This is a genomic window from Streptomyces sp. NPDC006643 (genome assembly GCF_042870175.1).
Lineage (GTDB): Bacteria > Actinomycetota > Actinomycetes > Streptomycetales > Streptomycetaceae > Streptomyces.
Map to the genome: position 1 here is coordinate 273,080 of NZ_JBIAHA010000006.1, position 17,261 is coordinate 290,340.

The 17,261-nt window shown below is 72.2% G+C and carries 13 protein-coding genes; 4 read left to right on the forward strand and 9 right to left on the reverse strand.

Going from position 1 to position 17,261, the window contains the following annotated elements; genetic code table 11:
- Positions 1-164 precede the first annotated feature (164 nt).
- Both ACFYNU_RS11020 and ACFYNU_RS11025 read left to right on the forward strand, forming a co-directional pair.
- Positions 165-3,107, forward strand: coding sequence for a BTAD domain-containing putative transcriptional regulator (locus tag ACFYNU_RS11020; protein ID WP_356587782.1), 2,943 nt, complete (start codon positions 165-167; stop codon positions 3,105-3,107).
- A 113-nt stretch (positions 3,108-3,220) separates the two neighbouring features.
- A complete protein-coding gene (locus ACFYNU_RS11025; protein WP_356587784.1) occupies positions 3,221-3,643 on the forward strand; it encodes a DUF4913 domain-containing protein in 423 nt (140 codons plus the stop codon).
- Positions 3,644-3,751: 108 nt separating this feature from the next.
- Here the strand turns inward: ACFYNU_RS11025 and ACFYNU_RS11030 are convergent, their stop codons facing one another.
- The 7 genes from ACFYNU_RS11030 to ACFYNU_RS11060 form a co-directional block, all read right to left on the reverse strand.
- Entirely contained in the window at positions 3,752-5,233 is a 1,482-nt protein-coding gene (locus tag ACFYNU_RS11030; protein WP_356587786.1) for an RICIN domain-containing protein, read from the reverse strand.
- Positions 5,234-5,355: 122 nt separating this feature from the next.
- A complete protein-coding gene (locus tag ACFYNU_RS11035; protein WP_356587788.1) occupies positions 5,356-6,432 on the reverse strand; it encodes a hypothetical protein in 1,077 nt (358 codons plus the stop codon).
- A 196-nt stretch (positions 6,433-6,628) separates the two neighbouring features.
- Positions 6,629-7,207, reverse strand: a complete 579-nt coding sequence (locus ACFYNU_RS11040) for a snapalysin family zinc-dependent metalloprotease (protein WP_356587790.1) — start codon at positions 7,205-7,207, stop codon at positions 6,629-6,631.
- Between the two features lie 230 nt (positions 7,208-7,437).
- Positions 7,438-8,562 (reverse strand): TIGR03364 family FAD-dependent oxidoreductase, encoded by a 1,125-nt coding sequence (locus ACFYNU_RS11045; RefSeq protein ID WP_356587792.1) that lies wholly within the window; start codon positions 8,560-8,562, stop codon positions 7,438-7,440.
- Between the two features lie 132 nt (positions 8,563-8,694).
- Positions 8,695-9,450, reverse strand: a complete 756-nt coding sequence (locus tag ACFYNU_RS11050; RefSeq protein WP_356587794.1) for a GntR family transcriptional regulator — start codon at positions 9,448-9,450, stop codon at positions 8,695-8,697.
- Positions 9,451-9,526: 76 nt separating this feature from the next.
- Positions 9,527-10,624, reverse strand: a complete 1,098-nt coding sequence (locus ACFYNU_RS11055; protein WP_356587796.1) for a winged helix DNA-binding domain-containing protein — start codon at positions 10,622-10,624, stop codon at positions 9,527-9,529.
- On the reverse strand, positions 10,624-11,196 hold the full coding sequence (locus ACFYNU_RS11060) for a DinB family protein (protein ID WP_356587798.1): 573 nt from the start codon (positions 11,194-11,196) through the stop codon (positions 10,624-10,626). Before ACFYNU_RS11060 ends, ACFYNU_RS11055 begins: the two co-directional genes overlap by 1 nt.
- A 120-nt stretch (positions 11,197-11,316) precedes the next feature.
- Here ACFYNU_RS11060 and ACFYNU_RS11065 point away from each other — a divergent pair, with 120 nt between their 5' ends.
- Positions 11,317-12,333: a YafY family protein gene (locus ACFYNU_RS11065; protein ID WP_356587800.1), complete on the forward strand. Its 1,017-nt coding sequence runs from the start codon at positions 11,317-11,319 to the stop codon at positions 12,331-12,333.
- Between the two features lie 6 nt (positions 12,334-12,339).
- On the opposite strand, the gene ACFYNU_RS11070 is transcribed toward ACFYNU_RS11065, so the two are convergent.
- A complete protein-coding gene (locus tag ACFYNU_RS11070) occupies positions 12,340-14,289 on the reverse strand; it encodes a LamG-like jellyroll fold domain-containing protein (protein WP_356587802.1) in 1,950 nt (649 codons plus the stop codon).
- Between the two features lie 200 nt (positions 14,290-14,489).
- Between ACFYNU_RS11070 and ACFYNU_RS11075 the strand changes: the two genes are divergently transcribed.
- Entirely contained in the window at positions 14,490-15,608 is a 1,119-nt protein-coding gene (locus ACFYNU_RS11075) for an NADH:flavin oxidoreductase (RefSeq protein WP_356587804.1), read from the forward strand.
- A 73-nt stretch (positions 15,609-15,681) separates the two neighbouring features.
- Here the strand turns inward: ACFYNU_RS11075 and ACFYNU_RS11080 are convergent, their stop codons facing one another.
- The gene (locus ACFYNU_RS11080; RefSeq protein ID WP_388765859.1) at positions 15,682-17,205 is read right to left on the reverse strand and encodes a SulP family inorganic anion transporter; all 1,524 of its coding nucleotides are present in this window, start codon (positions 17,203-17,205) and stop codon (positions 15,682-15,684) included.
- Positions 17,206-17,261 lie beyond the last annotated feature (56 nt).

Here is a 17,261-nt window from a genome sequence, read left to right on the forward strand (position 1 = left end):
GTCCGGGCGCCCCAACGGTTCAGTCGCGCCGGTGCGGAAGTCCCGCCCAATACACCCGCTCCCGTCGGTAGAAACTACGTAGTGCGTTACGTAACCCGCCCGGGAAAGGCTCTGGCCAAAGGATTTCGGCGCGTGGTCGCAACGAATCTTCGTATAGTCAAGCCGTGGATATATCCAGCAAAGTTCCCCTTCGCTTCGCTGTGCTGGGTCCCGTCCGGGTATGGAGAGGCGACGAGGAGTTGGTCCTCGGCTCGCCACAGCAACGGGTGGTGCTGGCGGCGCTGTTGCTGCGACGCAGGCGGGTCGTCACCACCACCGAGATCGTCCACGCCGTCTGGGGCGAGGACCCGCCGACGGCGGCCCTGCCCGTCCTGCGTACGTATGTGTCACGGCTGCGCAAGGTGCTGGAGCCCGACCGGTTCTCCGACAGATCCCGGGCGGTGCTCCTCTCGGCCACGGACGGCTATCTGGTCCGGGTCCCCGAAGACGCCGTGGACCTGGGCGTGTTCGAGCAACGGGTCGCCGGCGCGACGAAGTTGCGCGCCACGGGCGAACTGGCCGCCGCGTCCCAGCTGTTGCACGACGCGCTCGACGGCTGGCACGAGACCCCCCTGGCCGGGCTGACGGGCCCGCTGGTCGAGGCCGAACGGTCCCGGCTGAACGAAGCACGGCTGACCACGCTCGAAACCGGCTTTGACATCGATGTCCAGCTCGGGCGGCACGACGCGGTGATCTCCGAGCTGCGCGCCCTGACCCTCCAGCACCCGCTACGCGAGCGGCTGTGCCAGTTGCTCATGCTCGCCCTGTACCGGTCGGGGCGTCAGGCCGAGGCGCTGGCCTGCTACCGCAAGACCCGGAGCACCCTCGTCGCCGAACTGGGCATCGAGCCCGGCCCGTCGCTGCGCGAACTCCACCACAAGATCCTGACGGCCGACGCGTCGCTCGAATACGCCCCGCACTCGCCGGGGGCCGCCACCTCCGGATCCGCATCCGCCTCCGCGGCCACGCCCGCGCCGGCGCCCGCACCCGCACCGGCCGCCCCGGCGACATCCGCGGCCCCGCCCGCCGCCTCGGTCAACCGCCCGGCCCAACTCCCCGCCGACCTGCCCACGTTCAGCGGCCGGCACAGCGAACTAGAAGAGGCCCGCGACCTGTTGCCGAGGGACGGCGACGACGCCGCGAGGATGACCATCAGCGTCATGAGCGGGATGGCAGGCATCGGCAAGACGACCCTCGCCGTCCATCTGGCCCACGAGATCGCCGACCGCTTCCCCGACGGACAGCTCTTCATCAATCTGCGCGGCTTCGACGCGACCGGCTCGGTCATGGCGCCGGAGGAGGCCATCCGTATCTTCCTCGACGCGCTCGGCGTCCCTCCGCAGCGCATCCCCGCGCAACCCGAGGCCCAGGCGCTGCTCTACCGCACCCTGCTCGCCCGCCGCCGCATGCTGATCCTGCTCGACAACGCCCGCGACGCCGAACACGTCCGTCCCCTGCTGCCCGGCTCCGCCAGCTGCCTCGTCATCGTCACCAGCCGCAACCAGCTCACCAGCCTGATCGCGGGCGAGGGAGCGCGCCCGCTGACACTGCATCAGCTGACGCATGCCGACGCGCACGACTTCCTCAGGCTCCGGCTCGGCGCCAAACGGCTGACGGCACAACCGGTCGCCGCCGACGAGATCGTGGCACTGTGCGCACGGCTGCCGCTGGCACTCGCCGTCGTCGCCGCCCGCGCGGCGATCAACCCCGGCTTCCCGCTCAGCGCCATCGCCGACGAGCTGTACGACAGCCGGGGAAGTCTCGACGCCTTCGAGAGCGGGGATCTCAACACCGACCTGCGCACCGTCTTCTCGTGGTCGTACGACGCCCTGTCCGCGCCCGCGTCGCGGCTGTTCCGGCTGCTGGGCCTGCACACCGGCCCGGACGTGTCCGCGCCGTCCGCCGCCGCCCTGGCCGGCCTCCCCCTGCGGGAGACCCGCGCCCTGCTCGCCGAACTCTCCCACGCGCATCTGCTCATCGAACGGCTCCCCGGCCGCTACACCGTGCACGACCTGCTGCGCGTCTACGCCCGCGAACGGGTCACCACCGACGAGCCGTTGGCGGAGCAGGACCGGGCGATCGACCGGCTCCTGTCCTGGTATCTGCACACCGTGGACGCGGCCTATCTCCTCCTCGCGCCGAACCGCCGCCGGATCCGGCTGGAGCCGGCGCCCCGCGGCTGCCGGCCCCTGGCGTTCACCACGCACGACCACGCGCTGGACTGGTGCGAGATCGAGCGCCCCAACCTCGTCGCCGCCGTGCACCAGGCCGCCACCTCCGACAGGGCGGCCATCGCCTGGCGGCTGGCCGCGACCCTGTGGGGGTTCTTCTACCTCCGTAACCATCTGCACGACTGGCTCGACACCGCCCGGACAGCGCTCGCCGCCGCCCGCGCGGCCAACGACCGGGAGGGCGAGGCCCAGAGCCTCGGGGACGCGGCCGGCGCGCTGACACAGCTGCGCCGCTTCGACGAGAGCATCGAGCACTACCGGCAGGAGATGAACCTCTGCCGGGAGCTGGGCGACACGTACGGCCGCATGCACGCCGTCGCCAACATGGGCAACGTCCATCTGAACAGCGGCAGGCTCGACAAGGCCGTCGAGTACAGCCGGCGCGGGCTGGTCATGTTCCAGCTCAGCGGCTACTCGTGGGGAGAGGCGATCTCCCTGGCCAACCTCGGTGACGCCTACCAGCGGCTCGGCCGGTTCGACGAGGCCAAGGACTGCCTGGAGAAGTCGCTGACCGTCCTGCGGACCATCGGCAACCGCTGGGTCGAGGGCGTCGTGCTCGACACCCTCGGCACCGTCGACCACCGGCTCGGGTGCCACGACGAGGCCGTCGAGCACTACGGCCAGGCGCTCGAAGCACACCGCGACGTCGCCAACGCGTGGGGCGAGGGCCACACCCTGAGCAACCTCGGCGATGTCCAACTGGCCGTCGGCGACGAGGAGTCGGCCCGGGACAGCTGGCAGCAGGCGCTGGCGGTCTGGACGAAGTTCGACCACCCGGACGCCGAGAACATGAGGGACCGGCTGAGCAGGCTGAACGATCCGGGGCGCGCCGCGTGAGCTGACCGGTTGAACCTCGTACGTCCCGGGCGCGTTGTGCTGCCCGGACGGACCTCGGTCCGTCCGCACCCGGCCGCACGCGGCCACGCACGGCACGCCACGAAGGGAACGCGATGACGGTCGACACTCCTGAAGCCGAGCAGGAGGCGCCCCCCGCCCCTCTGTTCATCCTCTATCTGGAGGGGCCCGAGTACGCGCAGAATCTGCGGCAGCTCACGCTCTGGACCCACCATGTGCTGCTGCCGGTCTACGGCAGGGAGATCACCTCCGCCGCCCCCTGGTGCTCGCGCTGGTGGGAGCACCAGGAAGCCGTCGCCCTGCTGCACGGACTGTGGCTCGCCTGGGCGGAGTTGACCGGTCCCGGCTCGGGGATGTGCGGGCCCGCCAACTGGCACCGGGACTATCTGGGCCCGGTCATGCAGTCGCTGCGTGATCCGTCGGGGCCGTTCGCCGGCTGCAAGCCCGGCAACCACCGGGCGAAGGAGGTACCGACCGTCGACTCCCCCGACCCGTTCGGCCCGCCGCCGCAGTTGTAGCCGCCGCCGTAGTTGTGGCTACCGCCGTAGAAGCGGGAGCGACGGAGGGCCGGGGCCGGCCGCGGGTCTCCACCCGTGTCCGTCCCCGGCCCTCGCGGCGCACTCGGCTCAGGCCTTGATGAACCGCCACTGGTGGTCGTCGTCGTCATTGCACGGGTAGAGGGTGACCCCGCCGTTCGCGGACTTCTTGTCCGTCCGCGAGAGGTCGAGGCACATGTCGCCGCTCTTCTGGTTGCGGATCCAGTACGTGCCGTTGGGCCGCTTGTCGAACCACCAGAGCTGGTTGTCCGCGAGCGTCGGCTTGCAGCCGTACTGGGTCACCGGCGCCGACACCCGGCCGGCGCTCTCGCCGTAGATGTCCAGGCACATACGGTCCTTGGCGTTCCGGATCACATAGAGGTCGGAGCCACCGGTGCCGACGCCCTTGTGGGTCCGGTGCAGGATCCACCGCTGGTTGTCGGTCTTCGACGGGTCACAGGCCAGCCAGTCCTGCACCCGCGCCTCCTGACGGCCCTTGCCGTGACCGGGAACGTCGAGGCAGGAGCCGAACTTCTTGTTCTTGATCAGCAGGTCACCGGTCGGCATCTTGGGACCGGAGACGGGCTTCGCGCCCTTCGGCTTCGGCTTCGGCTTCGGCTTCGGCGGCGGCGGATTCACCTCGGTCTTCGGCTTCGGCGGCACGGGCTTCTTCGTCGTGGCGGAAGCCTTCGGCGAGGGCGACCCCGAGGGAGAGGGCGACACCGTGGTGGAAGGCGACGTGGTGACCGACGGCGGCTTCCAGGCGGGGGCCGACGGGCTGGGCGGCTTCAGCGCCAGCGGGGACTCGCTCGCCTGGTTGCCTGAACCGGCCGCCTGGCTGGCCCCCTCGGCGCCCGCCGATCCCCCGCTGCCCAGCGCCACCAGCGAGCCGATGACGAGCGCCGCCACGGCGGCGGCGACGCCTCCGATGAAGGCGGGCCGCTGGAAGAGACCGGGCTGCTCGTACTCGTCGTCCGACTGGGACTGCGACTTCTTCCGGCCGGAGTCCCCGATCAGAACGGCCGGGCGGATGCCGGGAGGCTTCGGCAGCGCGGACTTCGGCGGGGAGGGCGTGGACAGCGCCGGCTTGGACAGCGCGGGCTTCGGCGGCGGGGGCGTGGTGAGCGCCGGCTGCTTCGGCATGGCGCGCGTGTCGCCGTCGGCGTCCGGGCCCCCGGCGTCGGGACGGGGCCGGCCGGACTCGAACGGCTCGTCGGCCGCGACCGGGGGGACCGGCGCGACCGGCGGCGTGGCGCCGGCCGCTCCCGCCTGTTCCCCGTCCTTGCCGTCCCCCACCTGTTCCAGCAGCTTGCTCGACCCGTCCGGCGCGACCTCGACGATCGCCACGTAGTCCGCGGACGGATCGGTGATGGCTCCCGTCACGGGGGCGTTGCGGGCACGCGCGTATCCGTGCAGCATGTCGAGGATCGCGACATCGAGTGGTTCGCCCGGCACAACGGCCACGGGCTCACCGTCGATGGAGGCGGAGCCGTCGCCGAAGATGACGACGGCGAAGTGAGAGGGTGGCTCGGGCCCCGGACCGGCGGCGCCCGGCTCGTCACCTCTGTTCATGTGCATCCCTTCGTTACGGTGTCGGCACGCGGCCTCGCACGGGCAGGGCTGCGCGCCACAACATCTCTGCCCACACCGCAACGGCCACCGGGGCGAAACAGTTCAACTCCCGGCGCCGGTCCTCACGACCGGCTGGCGATCCCGCACTCCACGTCGCCCGCCTCGCTCAGATTCGCGTCCATCGAGGTGCTCCGGTCGTACGGGTCGCTCTCGGGCCCGGAGCCCCGGTCCGTACGGTCGGCGATGAACTCGGGCAGGAAGTAGCCCGTGTAGTTCTCACAACCGCCGTTGGTGGCGTCCACCTTGTAGGAGAGCAGGGTGAACGTGCCCTTCTCGGTGATCACCTTCGCGGGGTCGTCCCAGCTCATCACCGTCTCGCGGCGCGCGACGGTGCGCGCGACCTCGTCGCTGCCGCCGGTGGCGCGGACGACCGGGTACACGTACGTGACATCACTGACCACCTCCACCGCGCCACGCTTGCCCTCGCGGAACGTCATCTCTCCTCGCGTCTTGACCACGTCGCCCACGAGCCGCACCTTCGGGGCGAAGCGGCTGAACAGCAGCAGCGGGTCGTTCTCCTCGCCGGGCTCACTGAACGCGGCGGTCACATAGTCCCGTACGTCGCGCTGGTGCGGATTCATCAGCGCGATGGCCTCCGTCGGCCGCTCCCCGCCCAGCACGGCGGGGTCCAGGCTGGAGGCGGCGAGGAAGTCCCGGCTGCGGTCCAGCGCCTCCGCGACCTGCTTCTCGGTCATCCAGCCGGTCGCCTCCGGGGTGGCCACGGTGATTCCGGCCGTCCCGTCGCCCCACTCCACCGCCGGCGATCCCTTGAACGGCTCCTCGGGCGTGGGCCGTTGGGACGCCGGTTCGCCGGCGGCCGGCACACCGGCGGCCGACCCGCCGCCGTCCCCAGCCCCGTCCCCGGCCCATCCGATGACCCGCCCCGGATCCAGCGCCACGACCAACAGCCCGACGGCGAGCACGAATCCGACCAGGTACCAGGCCTTGCCTCGGCGGCGCCGCACCGGTTGATGCGTCCGCCACCCCTCGGGGGGCCTCGTCTCCTCCCGTAGCCGGCGCCCCACCATCCGCGCCCGCGCCGAGGGCTCCGCGGGCGCGCTCCCCGCCCCGCTCTCGGCGTCCCGGAGGAACCGCTCCCACTCCTCGTCCGGTATGGACGTCTCGTCCTTGCCGCTCATGCCCCTCATGCCCCCTTTGTCGCGCGACGGTTCCACCCCCGGCCCCCTCGCGATCCGCCCATCATCACACGTCTGACCTGCGCGCCCGGCGGCGGTTCGGCGCCGCCCGAAGGCCTGTCCGCACGCGCGTACGCCCCGGGGCGCGGGAGGCGCTCCGGGGCGTACGGGGATCCGCTCGGCGGCTGCCCGGTGTGCGTCAGTCCACGATCACCGTGTTGAGCGGCGCGTCGCCGGCCTTGCGGTTGAGCGCGCCGCCGAAGTAGCCCTCGACCGCGGACTTCTCGGACGCGTTCGGGTAGGCGTTGGTGCACGAGGTGCCCGCCGTGGAACCGGACATCAGGCTGGTGCAGGGGCCGGGCTTGATGTCCGGCAGGCCCAGGATGTGGCCCAGTTCGTGGGACGAGATACGGATCGTGTTGTGACCCTCGTTCACGGCCTGGCGGCCTATCCAGACGGTGCCGTTGCCCAGTGAGGTGGTCTGGGCGCGGGGCCAGCCGTTGTCCGCCAGGACACGGATGTTGGCGCGCTGGCCGGCCGCGGACGGGACCAGTTCGACGGCGTTGACGCTCTCGTTCCAGATCGCCGCGCCCCGGTCGACCGCCGACCTGAACTCCGCCGAGCCGCTGGCGTCGTAGGTGACGACGCGCGCGGCGGCGGCGGTGTCCGTGGCGGGCGCGGCCTCGGGCGCGGGTGCGGCCGTGGCCTGGCCGCTCATCAGGGAGAACGTGACGGCCAGAGTGGCGGCGAGCCCGCCGGTCAACTTGGCGATGTGCATGGTCGACCTCCTTGGGGGGAGAGAGTCGTGGACATGACATGAAGTTCCCCTGCTCACTGCCCAACGAGCCCTGACACCAATCCGTCAATCCACCGGCGGCTCAACCGCCGCTGACACCCGGGGAAGAGCGCCGGCCGGCTGCCCGTCGCCGACTTCCACGCGTCGACGTAACCGTCCAGGTCGGTACCGGATCGCGTCCCGGGTGGTCCGTGCCAAGCCGGTGGCCCTCTTCACCAGTTCAGTTCGTCGGCGGTGGCTTCGGCGATGGCGGGCGAGCAGGTCATACCGCGTCCGCCGGGCCCGGTGACCAGCCAGACGCCGTCGCGCACCTGCTGGCGGTGGACGACGCGGCCGGTGTCGGCGCACTGGGCGTAGACCCCGGCCCAGCGCCGGCGGACGCGCGGCAGCGGGCGGCCGAGGAAGGACTCCACGACCCGGGTGAGGTGGTCGTACGGCTCCTGGACCGTGTCGAACGCGAAGGGGTGCTCGTACTCGTGCGTGTCGCCGATGGTCAGTCCGCCGTCCCGGCGCTGGACCATCAGCAGCTGCATCCGGTGCTCGGCGGCGGTCGGGTCCTGCGGGCGGCCGGAGTTGAGCGCGTCCAGCGCCCCGGACCGGTAGGCGGGGTAGTAGCGGAAGCTGTCGGCGTCGGCGACGGAGGTGGTGAGGTCCTCGCCGAGCGGGTCGGTCTGCATCATCTGGAGGCGGACGCGGCGCACGGGCAGACCGGGTCCTGCCAGCTCACGGACGAGGCCGCCGAGCCAGGCGCCGGTGGCCAGGATCACGGCGTCGCCGGTGTGGACGTCGCCGTGGTCGTCGCGTACGGAGGCGGTGCCGACGACCTCGCGGACCTCACGCCCGCCCAGGAAGGCGTACCGGCCGGAGGCCAGCAGGGCTTCCTTCAGGGCGAGTTGGGCGGTGCGCGGCTCGACCGCCGCGTCCCGCTCGCACCACAGGGCGCCGGTGAACCGGCCGCGCAGCGCGGGGTTGACGGCGCGGGCCTCGTCGGCGGTGAGCAGCCGGTAGCCGCGGTCCGCCGCGTCGGACCGGGCGACGGCCGCCTCGGCGACGGCGGTCTCCAGCCCGTCCCGCAGCGGGGTGAGCGAGCCGCAGCCGCGGAAGCCGACACCGGGCACCCGCTCGCCGATCGCCTCCCACAGCTCGCGGGCCCGCAGGGCGGTCGCCAACTCCTCGCCGCCCGCCCGGCCGCTGACCCATATCTGGCCGAAGTTCCGGAGTGACGCCCCGCGGGCCTCGCTCTCGCGCTCGATCTGGACGACCTCGTGGCCGCGTTCAACTGCGTGCCAGGCGTGCATGGTTCCCACCACGCCGGCTCCTACGACGATGACTCTCACGACGTCAAAGCTGGGCGGGGCCGGCGACCTGGACGGGTCCGGACGGCAACGGCACGGTGAACGACCTATCAAGCTTGGCCTAGACCCGTTATCCTCTCGTGATAAATCTACGGGCGCATGGAACGCGGACGGTCAGACCAGATGCGTCGTGAAGGAGAACCGGTCCCCCCGGAACAGGGTCCGCACCCGCTCCAGCGGACGCCCGTCGGTGTCTCGCGAGAGCCGGTGCATCAGCAGCATCGGCAGGGCCGGCGGCGTACCGATCAGCAGCGCCTCGCGCGGGGTCGCCAGCACCGTCTCGATCCGTTCGTCCGCGTCCCCGAAGGAGATGCCGAGCCGGTCGCGGAGATAGGCGTAGAGGGAGGAGTCCGGGTCGAACCGCGTGTCCAGCTCCGGCACCCGCTCGACCGCGACGTACGTACTCTCCAGACCGACCCGCTCGTCGTCCGCCAGCAGCACCCGCTCCAGATGCCAGACGGGCTCGCCGAGACCCACGCCGATCTCGGGGGCGAGCGCCTGGGGGCACGGGAACCGGTCGAGCCCGATGAGGCTGCGGCCGGGTCTGCGGCCCTGGCGCCGGACCCCCTCGGTGTAACTGGCCAGCGACAGCGGCTGCTCCAGCTTGGGCCCGGCCACGACCGTGCCACGGCCCTGCCGGCGCAGCCGCCCCTCCAGCAGCAGTTCGCGCAGCGCCTGGCGTACGGTCTCGCGGGACACCTCGTAGCGCAGGGCGAGGTCCCGCTCGGTGGGGAGCAGCCCTCCCTCGCCCAACTCGTCCACCAGGACGCTCAGATGGGCCTTGACGGCGTAGTACTTGGGGACGCGGCCGTGCTCCGGAATGCCGGAACGGATGGGTGCGCCGGGTGCGTGAGCGTTCAGCTGATCCACGAACCGATGGTGTCAGACGGCCCTACGGGGCCCGTTCAGGGACCGGCGGCCCTCTCCGGGGACGGCCGGCCCCCCTTCACGACGCGGCGACCCGTACGCCGTCGCTCTCGCCGTCGGAGAGGAACAGCGCCGTCTCCCGCCCCTCCTCGGCGACGCTCTCGCGGTCCGCCGGGGAGAGCCGCCCCAGCGGGGCGACCGTCACCGTGCCCGCCTCCACGCGCCAGGTCGCGGCCACCCGGCCGTCGACCAGCACGACGCGCTCACCCGCCACCGACAGCCCGCGGTGCTCGTCGTCGATGATCCGGCTCCGGTCGTGATAGCCGAGGATCGCGTTGTCGAACGCCGGCAGGAACCGCACCGGCGCCGGTGTGTCCGGATCGGGGCGCGGCGCGCCGGGCAGGTCCAGCAGTTCCCGGCCGCGCCCGTCGCGGAAGGAGACCAGTTCGTCGCGGAGCGCGGACACGGCGGCGGGCAGTCCGGCCAGCCCGCACCAGGCGCGCAGATCGGCCGAGGCGGCGGGGCCGTACGCGGCGAGATAGCGGCGCAGCAGCGCCTGGCCGACCGGGTCGGAACCGTCGGCCGACAGCGGTGCGACGTCGCGCCCCAGCCAGGAGGCGAGCGGGACGTTGCGCACTCCCGCCTTCGTCCGCCACAGCCCGCGCGGCGGCAGCTGGACCATCGGCACCAGCGCGGTGACGACCATCTCGCCCAGCGCGCGCCGGCCCGGCTCCGGCCATCGCCCGGCGAGCGCCTGGGCCACCTCGGTCATCGTGCGGGGCTCGCCGTCCGCCGTCAACGCCCTCCCGGCCGCCGCGAGTTCGTCGAGGTCCGTCCCGGCCAGCTCACCCCGGTAGACGCCGAGTACGCGCTGGCGCAGCATGGCCTCGTGGCGGGACCGCCAGGCCAGCGCGTCCTCGGCGGTGACGAGATGGACGGTGCGGCGCATGAGATGCGTCCGCACCACGCTCCGCCCGGTCAACAGATCTGAGAGCAGGGCCGGTTCGAAGGCGCGCAGCCGGGTCCAGAGGCCCAGATAGGGCTCCTGGGGCTCCTGGGCCTGGAGACCGCCGAGACGCGCGACGGCGTCCAGGACCGGCAGGTCGGCGCGGTCGAGCAGCAACTGCCGGGCGAGCGTGGCGCGGTTGAGCGCCCGGCCGTCGAGAACGGTCGTCATCAGGTCGACTTCCGCCCGTCGATCGACTCGCGCAGGATGTCCGCGTGCCCGGCGTGCTGCGCGGTCTCCTGGACGAGATGGATCAGCACCGCGCGTACGCTGCGCACCGCACCCGGCTCGTTCCACGGCGCGTCGGGCAGCGGGCGCGTCGCCGCCAAGTCGGGAACCTCCGCGACGATCTTCTCCGTGCGCTTCGCGACCTCCTCGTAGCGCGCGAGGATCTTGGCCAGGGTGTCGCCCGGCCCCATCCGGAAGTCGTTCTCGCGGTCGATCGCCCACTGCGGGTACTCGCTCACCGCCCCGGTCTCGAAGTCGGCCCAGGTGACACCGTCCGGCAGGTCGAAGCTCATGGCCGAGGGACCGCCGAGCACAAAGCTCAGCCACGCCTCCTCGGTGGACGCGACGTGCTTGACCAGCCCGCCCAGCGAGAGCGCGCTGACGGTCGGGGTCTGGCCCAACTGGTCGTCGGAGAGCCCGCGCACCGTGTCGGTCAGGGTGGCCCGCGCGGTCGCGAGGGCGGCGAGCAGGTCGGCGCGCTCGGCGTCGAGCGAGGGGGATGTGGTGGTGTTCATCGCTGGTGGCCCTTCCGCTGTGCGGGTTCATCGGGTGCTCATGGCCGTTCTCCGGCACAGGACAACCTTCTCAGGGGAAGAGGACAGGATGTGGCCGCTTCTCGGGTGATAATCGCGGTCATGCAGAAGACCTCAGCGCGGCTGCTGTCGATGCTCTCCCTGCTCCAGGCCCGCCGGGACTGGCCGGGCGCGCTCCTGGCCGAGCGGCTGGACATCAGCCCGCGCACCGTACGCCGAGATGTCGACCGGCTGCGCGAGCTGGGCTATCCCGTGGTCGCCGTCAAGGGCCCCGAGGGCGGGTACCGGCTCGACGCCGGCGCCGAGCTGCCGCCGCTGCTCTTCGACGACGAGCAGGCCGTGGCCCTCGCCGTGGCGCTCCAGATCGCCACCACCACCGGCGCCGGTATCGAGGAGGCCGCGGCGCGCGCCCTGCACACCGTCCGGCAGGTGATGCCCGCCCGGCTGCGTCGCCGTATCGACACCCTCCAGGTCACCGCCGTCGAGCTGCCCACCGCGCGGCCCAACCCCCAGGCGGACAGCGGGCTGCTGATGGCGCTCAGCGCGGCCGTCCACGCGAGCGAGGAGCTGCGCTTCGACTACCGGCGCGGCGGTGACACGACAGCGGCGGGCGACGGCGCCGAAGCCCCGCCGCGCCGCACGCAGCCGCACCATCTCGTCACCTGGGGCGGGCGCTGGTACCTCGTCGCGTGGGACCTCGACCGCGACGACTGGCGGATGTTCCGCGCGGACCGGATCACCCGCGTCCGTACGCCCACCGGCCCCCGCTTCACCCCGCGCGAACTGCCCGGCGCCGACGTGACGGCTTTCGTCGTGAGCAGATTCCAGGGCGGCTCCGACAGCCCGGGCGGGTGGCCCTGCCGGGGCGAGGTGATCCTCGACCTGCCCGCCGGTGAGGTGTCCCCCTTCACCCGCGACGGGCTGGTCGAGGAGCTGGGCCCGGACCGCTGCCGGCTCGTAATCGGCGCCTGGTCCTGGCCCGGTCTGGCGGCCATCGTCGGCCGGTTCGACGCCGACATCGAGGTCGTCGGGCCGCCCGAACTGAAGGAGGCCTTCGGCCACTTGGCGCGCCGGTACGCCACCGCGGCCGAACGGCCCGAGAGGCCCGACCGGTCCTAGGGGGTCCTAGCCGACCGGCAGCAGGAAGTCCTTCGGCTTCAGGGCGCGGTCGACGATCCGGGTGTCGCCGATCCACCCGTAGAAGCCCTGGCCGAACTGCTCCGCGAACTGGGTGCCGCCGATGGCGAACGGCTTGCCCAGCGTGGCGATACCGGTGGCCCGCTGGGACGGGTTGCGGGCGATCCTGGACCCGTCCACGTACATCACCGTGCGCCGCCCGTCGTTGACGATCGCGATGTGCGTCCAGCGGCCCACCGGCAGGGCGTGGCTCCACGACGTCGGGTCGGCGTCCTGGACGTGCGGATAGAGGACGAACTGGAGGAACCGCTCCGGTGTGACGTTGAGGCTGCACGTCGGCTCGTCCGTCGACCAGCCCGTCGTCTTGCCCGCGTCGCCGTTGCGGCCCTCCCAGCTGAGGATGCCCATCCAGGCGTGGTCGCCCTCGAAGGGATCCGGCAGCTTGATGAACGTCTCGATGGTGAAACCGGATCTGAACGTGGCGCTGTTGAGCGGCGCCTTGGCGCCCGTGGTGAGCACCGCGCCCCGGTCGGGTCCCTTGCCGCCGTCGAAGCGCAGACTCGCGTGGGCCGGCTGGTGGGTGTGGTGGTCGGCGGACCGGGTGAGCACGTCCGCCGCGCTGTCGTGCAGGAGCTGTACGCGCAGGTCGTTGCCGTGGCCGGAGAGGTCGCGGGCCACCACGCCCTTGCCCACCGGGGATCCCGGTCCACCGGGGCCGGCGAGGCCGTCCCGGTCGAAGCGCCAGTACGCCACGGTGCCGCGCGGCATCACCCGGCCGGCCGGGCGCGGCTTGGGCGGGACGAGTCCGTCGAAGCCCTTGAAGCGCTCGGCGAAGTCGATGTCCAGGCTGAACCGGTCCACCGGGCCGGTCAGTTCAAGGGTCTCGGCCTCCAGCGGCGTCCGCTTCGCGGGGTCGCGGCGCAGGAACCACGGCGCGAACGTCTCGATGTCGACGACGCCGCGCGCCGTGTCGAAGGCGTAGAGACGGATCATGCCCGCGCCGCCGTAGTACCGGTCCTGGTAGTTGGTGATGTGGACGTGCACGTCGTGTCCGGCGTCGTTGGTGAGGACCGTACGGCCCGAGGGCCAGTAGTGACCGCCCAGCGCGAGAAAGAACTGGTCGTTGCCCTTGATCAGCCGGTCCCAGAGCCGCTGTCCGTGCTCCGACAGCCGCGCCTCGCCGTTCTCCTCGGCCCAGGCGATGTCATGGGTGGTCAGGATGGCGGGCAGGGTGGGATGGGCGTCGAGGACGCCCTGCGCCCAGGCCAGGGCCGTGTCCGAGGCGCGCCAGTCGATGGCGAACACCAGCCACTGCCGGCCGGCCGCCTTGATCACGTGGTAGCTGTTGTAGCCGCCGGGCGAGGCGCCGCCGAAGGTCGGCATACCGGTGAACCGATCGGGGCCGAACGCCTTCAGATAGGCGGAGTCACCGCGCTGGTCGTCCTTGCTCCCGTCGATGTCGTGGTTGCCCGCGAGCACGCTGTAGGGGACCTTGCCGTGGATGGTCCGGAAGGTGTGGGCGGCGAGCGTGATCTCCTGCTCCGTGCCGTGCTCGGTGACATCGCCGAGGTGGGTCATGAAGGCGATGTTCGCCTCCGCGCGCTCGGACACGAGGTAGTCGAAGGTCTCCCGCAGCGGCTCCGGGTCGGCGCTGTCGGCGTCGAAGAGGTACTGCGTGTCCGGCAGCACGGCCAGCGCGAAGCGCGGGCTGTCCTCGTCGTAGCGGCCCCGCCCGGCAGCGGACGCCGAGGCGGAGGCGGCGGCCGAGGCGGAGGCTTGCGAGGTGGCGGCGGGTGCGGCCGAGGCGGCGGGTGCGGCCTGTGCCTGCCGCGTGCCCAGGACGGTGGCGGTGGCTCCGACGGCGGGGACGGCGAGCGCGGCCTGTAGCAGCGAACGGCGGTCCGGACCGGCGGGGTTGGAGGGAACGGGCTTGCTCATTACGGTCTCCCAGCTCTCGGCACATGCGTGTCCGTGGGGATCGTGTGCCGCTCCTGCGACCGTCCGACAACGCTGTCCTGAACAGCGGCCGTCGCCGACCGGTCCGGAGACCTGCGCCACATCGGCCGGCGACGGGAAGCGGAGGCGGCCTTCGGTTGTTGGGCACCGTCGGAACCCCCACCTAGGAAGCAGGACAGGCCATGACAGACGTGACCACCCGCCGCTCGGCCGACACCCTCGCGCGCCCCTTCACCGTGCGCGGCCTCACCACCCGTAACCGGATCGCCATGGCGCCCATGACCCGGCAGTTCTCCCCGAACGGCGTCCCCGGCCAGGACGTGGCGGACTACTACACCCGACGCGCCGCCGGCGGCGTGGGGCTGATCATCACCGAAGGCACCTACATCGACCACGACTCCGCCGGCACCAGCGACCGGGTCCCCCGCTTCCACGGCGAGGACGCCCTCGCGGGCTGGGCGCACGTGGCCGACTCCGTGCACCGCGCGGGCGGCGCGATCATCCCGCAGCTGTGGCACGTGGGTGTCACCCGCGACGAGGGCACCCCGCCGGTGACGGACGCGGCGCCGGTCGGCCCCTCGGGCATCTCCCTGGAGGGCGAGCCCAAGGGGCGCGCCATGACGCAGAAGGACCTGGACGACGTCATCGGCGCGTTCGCCGACGGGGCCGCCGCCGCCGAACGGCTCGGCTTCGACGGGATCGAACTGCACGGCGCGCACGGCTACTTGATCGACCAGTTCCTGTGGGCGGGCAGCAACCGCCGTACCGACGCGTACGGAGGCGACATCGTCGCCCGTACCCGCTTCGCGGCCGAGATCGTGGCGGCCTGCCGCGCCGTCGTGTCCGACTCGTTCCCGATCTTCTTCCGTATGTCCCAGTGGAAGGGCGGCATGTACGACGCGAAGCTCGCGCACTCGCCCGCCGAACTCGACATCCTGCTCACGCCGTTGACCGAGGCCGGGGTCGACGTCTTCCACGCCTCCACCCGCCGCTACTGGCTGCCGGAGTTCGACGACTCCGACCTGAACTTCGCCGGCTGGGTGAAGAAGATCAGCGGCCGGCCGACGGTCACCGTCGGCTCGGTCGGTCTGGACGGTGTCTTCTCCGACTCCTTCCAGGGCAAGGACTCCGGGGTCACCCCCATCGATCCGCTGCTGGACCGGATGGAGCGCGACGAGTTCGACCTGGTCGCCGTGGGCCGGGCGCTGATCGCCGACCCCGAGTGGCCCGTGAAGACGCTGGGCGGACGGACCGAGGGCATCACGCCCTTCGCGGCGGAGATGCTGAAGTCGCTGCGCTGACAAGGGGATCGAACCGTCGTCCCCCGGGCGGGGGCGCGTCCGGGGGACGACGGGGCCGGGGGCGTCTTGTCGATCAGACGGCCGCCGTGGAGGAAGGTTTCTCGGCGCGCGGGGGGACCATCCGGACCGGGACCGTGTCGGCGTCGTTGTGGCGCTGGGACCAGGTCTCCAGCGCCACCTGGCAGGCGTGATCGAGATGGCGCAGGCCCGTCAGGTCCAGCTCTATCGGGCGGTTCTGCGGCAGCGCCTCCAACTGGTCGAGTATGCGCGGCAGCCGCAGGAAGGTGGCGTTGCCGGTGATGGCCACGACCAGCCGCCCGCCGGTGAGTTCGCGCACGCCGAGCTGTATCTGCGAGGTCTCCCAGGCCGACTTGCAGACCGACAGGAGCAGTCCGAGCACCACGCCCTCGAAGAGATTGCCGACGACGATGGTGACGGTGGTGACACCGAGGATCACGGCGTCGCCCCGGTGCGTCCGCCACAGCGGGACGATCTCCTTGACCGGCACGAGCTTCATCCCCGCGTGCACCAGGACACCCGCGAGCGCGGCGAGCGGGATGACGCCGATGACGAACGGGAGCAGCGCGGCGAAGAGCAGCAGCCACACCCCGTGCAGGACGCGGGAGAGCGAAGTGCGCGCGCCCGCCTGTACGTTGGCGGCGCTGCGCACGATGACGGCGGTCAGCGGGAGCGCGCCGAGCGCGCCGCAGACGGTGTTGCCGACGCCCTGCGCCATCAGCTCCTTGTCGTAGTCGGTACGCGGGCCGTCGTGCATACGGTCCACCGCCGCCGCGCTGAACAGGCTCTCGGCCGAGGCGATCAGGGTGAAGGCGAGGATCGTGCCGACGACGGCGACGCCCAGGCCGCCGAAGTCCCCGAGGCCGGGCGGGTCGACCGCCGCGAGCAGGCCCTGCACCTCTACCCGGGCGACATCGAGATCCAGCAGGACGGCGGCGCCCGTGGCCGCCCCGACCGCGACGAGCGGACCGGGCACCAGCCGCGCCCCGGCGGGCAGCATCGGCCACAGGATCAGGACGGCCATGGTGGCGGCGCCGAGCGTGAAGGCGGTCAGCGCCGCTCCCCCGGTGACAATGTCGGCGAGGAGACCGGGCAGCCCGGCGATCTTGGCGAGTCCGCCGGAGGGCTGGGCCTCGTCGGCCAGCGCGTAGACCTGGCCGAGTACGAGGACGAGACCGATGCCGGCGAGCATGCCCTGGACGACGGCGACCGAGATGGCGCGGAACCAGCGCCCGAACTTGAGCGCGCCGAGGAGGAGTTGGAGAAGCCCGGAGACAAGGACGATGACGCCGAGCGCGCCGAGCCCGAACTCCTGGACGGCCTCGAAGACAAGGACGGTCATACCGGCCGCGGGCCCGCTGACCTGGAGGCTGCTGCCGGGCAGCAGGCCGACGAGCAGACCGCCGACGATGCCGGTGATCAGGCCCAGTTCGGCCGGCACACCGGAGGCGACGGCGACGCCGACGCACAGGGGCAGGGCGACGAGGAAGACGACGAAGGAGGCGAGGACGTCACGTCGTAGCACACCGGGTTTCCGCGACGGGGAGACCCGGGACATGAGGGAGGGGGGAGAAGCCATGGGGTGTGTTCCTTGCGGAGCGGTCCGCCGGACAGCCGGCGGACAAGGGGACACGG